This window comes from Pseudomonas sp. HMWF021, assembly GCF_003061005.1.
Lineage (GTDB): Bacteria > Pseudomonadota > Gammaproteobacteria > Pseudomonadales > Pseudomonadaceae > Aquipseudomonas.
In genome coordinates, this window is record NZ_QAIK01000154.1 from 1 (window position 1) to 7,780 (window position 7,780).

The window sequence follows — 7,780 nt, forward strand, 5'->3', positions numbered from 1 at the left end:
GTATGTTGCCCCAACCCCGCCCCGACATGCCGCGGCGCCGGCAGCGCTTCGGAAAACTTCAACGGACAGGCAATCTGCGCCTGTGTCGTGCCATCGCCTCGCGGCACCTCCGTCACCAGCTCCCGCGCCTGCAACTGCGGGTGCCGCACCGCCTCGCTCAGGTTCAAGACCGGCTCGACGCAGGCATCAAGCCCGGCGAACAGCTCGCACAGCTCGGTAAAGTCGTGCTTCTCGAATTCAACTTTCAAGGCGTCCTTCAATAATCGTTGCTGCTCGGGTTTCGGCGACAACCCTTGCGCCGCCAACTCCGGCCGGCCCAACGCCTGACACAGTTGCTGCATGAACCCCGGTTCAAGACTGCCCACCGACAACCAGCGCCCGTCGCGAGTGCGGTAATAGTCGTAGAAGCTGCCGCCATTGAGCATCTGGTCTTCCCAATGCGGCTCCTCGCCACAGGCCAGATACCCGGCACCGGCCATGGCGTTCAGGCTGAAGGCGCAATCGGTCATGCTCACGTCCAGATGCGTGCCCTGCCCGCTCTGCTGCCGGGCGATGACCGCCGCCAGCAGGCCGATCACCCCGTGCAGCGAACCGCCCGCGATATCCGCCACCTGCATGCCCAGCGGCAACGGCCCGCTGTCGGCGCGGCCGGTGTAACTGGCAAGCCCGGCCAGTGCGAGGTAGTTGATGTCATGTCCAGCGCGATCCTTGTACGGCCCGGTCTGGCCGTAGCCGGTGATCGACACGTAAATCAGTTTCGGGTTGATCGCCTTCAGCGCCTCGTAACCCAGGCCCAGACGCTCCATCACACCGGGACGAAACTGTTCCAGCACGATGTCGTATTCGCCCAGCAACTGCCTGACCACCTCCAGCGCCTCAGGCTGCTTGAGATCCAGCGCCAGACTGCGCTTGTTGCGGTTCAGGTAAGCGTGGCTGGCGGACATGCCCTGATCGTGCGGCGGCAGCACCCGCAGCAGGTCCATGCGCGTCGGCGATTCGATGCGCAGGACGTGGGCGCCCATGTCCGCCAGCAACAGCGAGGCGAACGGCCCCGGCAGCAGGGTCGAGAAATCCAGAATCTTCAGTGAGGCCAGCGGCGCGGACATGGGCGATCTCCTTGGGCGATACACCCAGCCTAGGCAGCGCTGCCGCGCACGGCAATCACCGGATGCATCAGCGGCAGTGACCGTAATGCTCAAATCGCAGGCAATAAAAAACCCTTGTAGCGAGGGGATTCATCCCCGATGGACTGCGCAGCAGTCCCCTTCTATCTAAGAAGGGGCCGCTTCGCGACCCATCGGGGATAAATCCCCTCACCACAAGGGCTCTCAGACTCCAGCATTACACTGGAGCCAATCCAGATTACTTGACGTTGCTCGGAGTTGGGCCTTCAGCCACACCCAGGTCGTCTTCCGGACGGGTGTCAGCGATACCGCGACCGCCCGAGGCCAGTTCGGCGTCCAGTACGTCGGTGTCCAGCTCCTTGACCCACTTGGCAACCACGATGGTGGCAACAGCGTTACCGACCAGGTTGGTCAGCGCGCGGGCTTCGGACATGAAGCGGTCGATACCCAGAATCAGCGCCAGACCGGCCACCGGCAGGTGACCGACCGCCGACAGGGTGGCTGCCAGCACGATGAAGCCCGAACCGGTCACACCGGCTGCGCCTTTGGAGGACAGCAGCAACACCACCAGCAGGGTGATCTGGTGCGTAATGTCCATGTGGGTGTCGGTGGCCTGAGCGATGAACACCGCAGCCATGGTCAGGTAGATCGCGGTACCGTCGAGGTTGAACGAGTAACCGGTCGGGATCACCAGACCCACCACCGATTTCTTCGCGCCCAGACGCTCCATCTTGATCAGCATGCGTGGCAGTACCGATTCCGACGAGGAAGTACCCAGCACGATCAGCAGTTCTTCACGGATGTAGCGGATCATCTTCAGCACGCTGAAGCCGTGCATGCGGGCGATGGCGCCCAGCACGATCAGGATGAACAGCACGCAAGTGATGTAGAAGCAGGCCATCAGTTGACCCAGCTGCACCAGCGAGCCGACACCGTAGGCACCGATGGTGAACGCCATCGCACCGAAGGCACCGATCGGCGCGAGCTTCATGATCATGTTGATGATGTTGAACATCACGTGGGCGAAGCGATCGATGAAGTCGAGGATCGGACGGCCGTAGTCACCCAGGCGATGCAGGGCGAAACCGAAGATCACCGAGAACATCAGCACTTGCAGGATGTCACCGGTGGCGAATGCGCCGACGATGGTGGTCGGGATCACGTTGAGCAGGAAGCCGACAACGCTCTGGTCAGCACCCTGGGCAACATAGGTGGCGACTTTCGACGCGTCGAGGGTGGCGACGTCAATGTGCATGCCGTTGCCCGGCTGCACGATGTTGACCACGATCAGACCGACCAGCAAGGCAATGGTCGAAACGATTTCGAAGTACAGCAGCGCATAACCACCGGTCTTGCCGACCGACTTCATGCTTTGCATGCCGGCGATACCGCTGACCACGGTGCAGAAGATGATCGGGGCGATGATCATTTTGATCAGTTTGATGAACCCGTCACCCAGCGGCTTAACCGCGACACCGAACTGCGGGTAGTAGTGACCAAGGGCGATACCGATGATGATCGCGATGATCACCTGGAAATACAGGGATTTGTACAGTGGCTGACGAGTCGTCATTGCAAGCTTCCTCAAGCGTCCCGCAGCCAACATCCGTCTGTTGACCGCAAAACCTGAATTGCGAACCCTCCTGCACTGGAGGGATTTGTTGTGTCGAGTGGCATTTCTCCTGCGGGATGGACGCACACTTCTGTCGCTCTTATCGCAAACCTCGTGCCACTTTGGTGCAATTGGCTGCAAGCCTTTTGATATCAGGCAATGCAGGCTACTTTCTGTCACCGGCCGGTGACATGAGTGTGGCGGATTTCCGCCAACTCGATGGATCTCGTCCTACAATTTGGCGGAAATCCGCCTTGTTGCCCTGCGTATGCCCCGGCTACCATCCGGCGCTTGAGGAAGGATCTGCCGCTTATGCGCGAACGCACCATCGCCAGTCATTTCGCCCGCGCCGCCCTCGGTGGCGCGCGCCGCTCGGGGTTCGACTATTCACCACTGCTGCAGCAACTGGGCATCAGCCCGGAGTTGCTGGATGAACCGCGGGCGCGCCTCGCCCCGGAACAATTCACGCAACTGATCCAGAGCCTGTGGCTGGCCCTGGATGACGAATACCTGGGCTTTGGCAGCTCGCCGAGCAAACCCGGCAGCTTCGCGATGATGTGCCACGCCCTGATCCACTGCCGCAATCTGGAGAAGGCACTGCAACGCGGTTTATTGTTTTATAGCCTATTCCCCGGTGCTCCGCGCTTGAGCCTCAGCCGCGAAGACGAATGGGTGCGCCTGAGCCTCGATGATTCGCAGTTGTGGGACCCGGATCACTTTCTCAGCGAGAGCCTGCTGGTGATCTGGCATCGCCTCGGCAGTTGGCTGATCGGCCAGCGCATTCGTCTGGAACAGGCCACTTTCAGCTATGCGAAACCGGCGCACGGTGCCGAATACGACCTGTTGTTCCCCTGCCCCCTGGTGTTTTCGGCCGAACAGAGCAGCCTGGTGTTTCACAGCCGCTATCTGTCGATGCCGCTGTTGCAGGACGAACGCACCTTGAAGCATTTCCTTGAACGCTCACCCGCCGACCTGCTGTCACGCCCGGACGACGGCGACAGCCTCAGCAGTCGCCTGCGTCGCCTGCTCAGCCGCGACAGTGCGCAATGGCCGGATCTGGAAACGGTGGCTGCGCAGCTGCACATCAGCCCGCAAACCCTGCGTCGGCATTTGCGCGAGGAAGGCAGCAGTTTTCAGGAGTTGAAAGATCAGTTGCGCCGCGACATTGCCATTTATCACTTGGGCCGGGCGGACCTGTCGTTGCAACAGATTGCCGAGCAGTTGGGGTTTTCCGAGCCGTCGGCGTTTCACCGGGCGTTCAAGAAATGGACGGGGCTGACACCGGGGGCGTATCGGGCGCAGGAGCAGTGATCTGATCGCAGTTTGTGGCGCCTTGACTGGCCTCATCGCTGGCAAGCCAGCTCCCACAGGTTTTGATGTCGTTCAAGGAATTTGTATACGACTCGGACACTGTGGGAGCTGGCTTGCCAGCGATAACACCCGAAAGACCAACACCTAAACCGCAGGAAACTGAATCCTGAACGCCGCCCCGCCCATCGGTGAATCCCCGAGCATCAGCTTGGCGTTGTAGCTCTCGATGATGTCCTTGACCACCGCCAGCCCGATGCCCTGCCCCGGATGCTGACGATCCAGACGCTCACCACGCTCGAGAATCCGCGCACGCTGATTCGGCGGCACACCGGGGCCGTCGTCCTCGATGCACAGCTCGATACCGGCCAGGCTCTCGCGCACGCTGATGCGCACTTCGCCCAGGCACAGGCGATAGGCGTTTTCCAGCAGGTTGCCCATCATCTCCAGCAAGGCGCCCTGCTCGATCGGCACGTAGCAATGTTCCGGCAGGTCGAACGCCACTCGCACATGTTTGTCGCGATAGACCTTGTCCAGCGTGTCGCACAGGCTCTTGAGCACCGGTTGCAGACGCACCTGATGGCGCACCAGACCGCTTTTGCGCAGGCTGGCCCGCTGCAGTTGATAGCTGATCTGCTGACTCATGCGCTCGATCTGGGTTTGCAGCACCCAGGCCTGATCGCGATCTTCGGGACGCTGGGCCATGTCTTCACTGACCCCCTGCAACACCGCCAGCGGGGTTTTCAGGCTGTGCGCCAGATCATCGAGGGAATCGCGGTAACGGCTGCGCTGTTGGCGCTCGCTGTGCAGCAAACGGTTGAGCGAGCCGGTCAGGCGCAACAATTCGCGCGGGTGCTGTTCAGTGAGACTTTCGCGGGTGCCGCTTTCGATTTCGTCGAGTTCCTGGCTGAGCCGGCGTAGCGCCTTGAGGCCCCAGGTCAGGCCGATCCACAACAGCGCCAGCAACACCAGCAACGCGGCACCGAAGCCCAGATAAAGATTCTCGCGCAGGCCTTCGAGGGTGTTTTCGTATTCGCGCACCGGTTGCAGGGCGACGATACTGAAGGCCGCGCTCTTGCCGCCGAGCAGTTTGACTTCGACGTCGTAGACGAAGAATTCCTGGCCGTTGCTCTCGCGGATCCGCGCGAACTCGTTGCCCATGCCGTCGTAGCGCGGCTTGTAGTTGATCTGCTCTTCCTGCGTGCCCTTGGAACGCCAGACCAGTTTGCCTTCGCGGTCATAGATGTAGCCGAGCAAGCGGTTGTCGGTGAGGTTGAAACGCTCGTCCGGCAATTGCGCCGGCATCACCAGATGACCGCTGTCGATGCGGGCCGCCGAAATCAGCGTGGTGACATCCGAGGCCAGGCGCTGCTCGATCGAGTCCTGCAACGCCAGGCTGAATGCGCCCTGCATGGCCGGCAGCAAGCCGAGCATGAACAACACCGCCAACGTGGTGGCGGCGAGCATCAGGCGAACACGAAGCGAACGAATCAAGTGCAGCGCTCATTGAACAGGTAGCCGAGACCGCGCACGGTGTCGATCGGCTTGAACCCGCCCGGGCCTTCGAGCTTGCGGCGCAGGCGACCGACCAGCACTTCGATCACGTTCGGATCGCGCTCGTCGTCGTCCGGGTAGAGCTGCTCCATCAGGCGATCCTTGGGCACCACTTGCTGGTGATGGCGCATCAGGTATTCGAGGATGCGGTACTCGTAGGCAGTCAGCGCCAGCGGTTCTTCATCCAGCGACGCCTGCTTGCGATTGAGGTCGAGCAACAACGGCCCGGCAACGATGGTCGACTGGGTGAAACCGCTGGAGCGGCGCAGCAAGGCATTCAGGCGCGCATCGAGTTCTTCGAACTGGAACGGTTTGACTACGTAGTCGTCGGCACCGGCGGCGAGGCCTTCAACCTTGTCCTGCCAGTTGCCACGCGCGGTGAGGATCAGGATCGGAAAGGTCTTGCCGTTCGAGCGCAACTGCCGGATCAGGTCCAGACCGCCCATGCCCGGCAGACCGAGATCGATCACCGCCAGATCGAAGTTGAACTGCCCGGTCTGGTACAGCGCCTCTTCGGCATTGGCCACGGACTCGACCACGTGACCGCTCTCCGTCAGGCGGGTTTGCAGGTGATGGCGCAACAGCGCCTCATCTTCGACGACCAACAGTTTCATAACGCTCTCCCGGGTAAATCAAAAACTCCAACAACGCATGTGTGGGAGCGGGCTTGCTCGCGAAGGCGATGTGTCAGCCAACATCTGCGTTGACTGATACACCGCCTTCGCGAGCAAGCCCGCCCCCACTCTGGATCTGGCGGCAGCGCTTTAGAAAGCGTAGTTGGCCGACAGGTAAGTCTGGGCGCTGCTGGTCAAGTCCAGCGAGCCTTGCTTGCTGCCACCGCTCTCTTTCATTTCAGTGCTGGCGTTGCTCATCAGGTAACGGTAACCGAGTTCGACCGACGCATTCTGCGCCACTTGTTGCAGCACACCGAATTGGCCGCCGACGGCGTAACCGATGTCACTGTCGCGGCTGTAGCCCGGCGAATCCTGAGTCAGCTTGGTCAAACCGGCCGTGGCGCCACCAAACAGTTTGGTGCTGCCGCCCACTGGATAGAACAGATCGTAGCTGCCCAGCAGGTTTTCCTGGCGCAGTTTAATGCCATTGTGCGAACCGGACACGTTGTCGTAGGTGGCGTAGTAACGACCTTGCGAATTTTGCTGACCGAGGCGCACGCCGTAGGTGTTGTTGCCGTCGATTGCGCCGCTGGCATCCGGGTGGCCTAGGTTGTCGTTCAGTGCATGGGACTTTTTGATTTTGTCGCTGGTCTGGCCAAAGGTCAGGCCGGCGAAGTTGGTGGTGTCATCGGCGTGCGCCGCAATGCTGGAGCCCAACAAGGTGAAAGCCAGCAGCAGTTTGTTCAGACGAGTCATCGAGTTTCCTCTTTCTCAGTGCTGTTTGGGTATGGCGCAAGGTTACTGACCTGCCCCTGTACCGGCCCTGAACGTTCTCTGAACCTGCGCTGAATCAAATCGACTAGGCTGTCCTGACCACTTTTCGATAAGGAGACCGACCATGCGCCTGTTCCTCGCCCTCACCCTGCTCGCTGCCAGCAGCCTGGCCAACGCTGCGATCAAGACTCAGGAGATTCCCTACCAGAGCGCCGACGGCACAAAACTGATCGGCTACTACGCCTACGACGACGCGATCAAGGGCAAGCGCCCGGGCGTGGTGGTGGTGCATGAATGGTGGGGCCTGAACGATTACGCCAAACGCCGCGCCCGTGACCTCGCCGAACTGGGTTACAGCGCGCTGGCGATCGACATGTACGGCGAAGGCAAGAACACCGAGCACCCGAAAGATGCGATGGCGTTCATGCAGGCCGCGACCCAGGATGCTGCCGCGTCGAGCAAGCGCTTCGAGGCCGGTCTGAACCTGCTGAAAAAGCAGCCGCAGACCGACGTTAACAAGATCGCCGCCATCGGCTACTGCTTCGGCGGTGGCGTGGTGCTCAATGCGGCGCGTCAGGGCGAGCCGCTGGCAGGCGTGGTGAGTTTCCACGGAGCGCTGGCAACCACCACCCCGGCCACGCCCGGCAGTGTGAAGGCGAAAATTCTGGTCGAACATGGCGCGCTGGACAGCATGGTCACCGCCGACAACGTCACCGCGTTCAAAGCTGAAATGGACAAGGCCGGCGCCGACTACAGATTCGTCAGCCTCGACGGCGCCAAGCACGGTTTCACCA

Annotated in this window: 7 protein-coding genes; 2 read left to right on the forward strand and 5 right to left on the reverse strand. The window is 61.2% G+C overall.

Annotation, left to right across the window (positions count from 1 at the left end; genetic code table 11):
- Both DBR18_RS22020 and DBR18_RS22025 read right to left on the reverse strand, forming a co-directional pair.
- Positions 1 to 1,106 (reverse strand): CaiB/BaiF CoA-transferase family protein (locus DBR18_RS22020; protein ID WP_108591899.1); only part of this gene is annotated, 1,106 nt, incomplete at its 3' end.
- Between the two features lie 256 nt (positions 1,107 to 1,362).
- Positions 1,363 to 2,697: a dicarboxylate/amino acid:cation symporter gene (locus DBR18_RS22025; protein WP_108591900.1), complete on the reverse strand. Its 1,335-nt coding sequence runs from the start codon at positions 2,695 to 2,697 to the stop codon at positions 1,363 to 1,365.
- Positions 2,698 to 3,048: 351 nt separating this feature from the next.
- On the opposite strand from DBR18_RS22025, the gene DBR18_RS22030 reads away from it, so the two are divergent.
- Positions 3,049 to 4,047 (forward strand): AraC family transcriptional regulator, encoded by a 999-nt coding sequence (locus DBR18_RS22030; RefSeq protein ID WP_108591901.1) that lies wholly within the window; start codon positions 3,049 to 3,051, stop codon positions 4,045 to 4,047.
- Positions 4,048 to 4,191: 144 nt separating this feature from the next.
- Here DBR18_RS22030 and DBR18_RS22035 read toward each other — a convergent pair whose 3' ends face one another.
- From DBR18_RS22035 to DBR18_RS22045, 3 genes are all read right to left on the reverse strand, one after another.
- The gene (locus tag DBR18_RS22035; RefSeq protein WP_108591902.1) at positions 4,192 to 5,538 is read right to left on the reverse strand and encodes an ATP-binding protein; all 1,347 of its coding nucleotides are present in this window, start codon (positions 5,536 to 5,538) and stop codon (positions 4,192 to 4,194) included.
- Positions 5,535 to 6,212: a response regulator gene (locus tag DBR18_RS22040; protein ID WP_007965967.1), complete on the reverse strand. Its 678-nt coding sequence runs from the start codon at positions 6,210 to 6,212 to the stop codon at positions 5,535 to 5,537. Before DBR18_RS22040 ends, DBR18_RS22035 begins: the two co-directional genes overlap by 4 nt.
- A gap of 150 nt (positions 6,213 to 6,362) precedes the next feature.
- The gene (locus DBR18_RS22045; protein WP_108591903.1) at positions 6,363 to 6,968 is read right to left on the reverse strand and encodes a hypothetical protein; all 606 of its coding nucleotides are present in this window, start codon (positions 6,966 to 6,968) and stop codon (positions 6,363 to 6,365) included.
- A gap of 142 nt (positions 6,969 to 7,110) precedes the next feature.
- Between DBR18_RS22045 and DBR18_RS22050 the strand changes: the two genes are divergently transcribed.
- The coding region (locus DBR18_RS22050; RefSeq protein ID WP_108591904.1) for a dienelactone hydrolase family protein at positions 7,111 to 7,780 on the forward strand (670 nt) is incomplete at its 3' end.

Excerpts from the sequence above, each read along its gene's own strand:
- DBR18_RS22025 (WP_108591900.1), bottom strand. The coding sequence starts at position 2,697 with ATGACGACTCGTCAGCCACTGTACAAATCCCTGTATTTCCAGGTGATC.
- DBR18_RS22030 (WP_108591901.1), top strand. The coding sequence starts at position 3,049 with ATGCGCGAACGCACCATCGCCAGTCATTTCGCCCGCGCCGCCCTCGGT.
- DBR18_RS22040 (WP_007965967.1), bottom strand. The coding sequence starts at position 6,212 with ATGAAACTGTTGGTCGTCGAAGATGAGGCGCTGTTGCGCCATCACCTG.
- DBR18_RS22045 (WP_108591903.1), bottom strand. The coding sequence starts at position 6,968 with ATGACTCGTCTGAACAAACTGCTGCTGGCTTTCACCTTGTTGGGCTCC.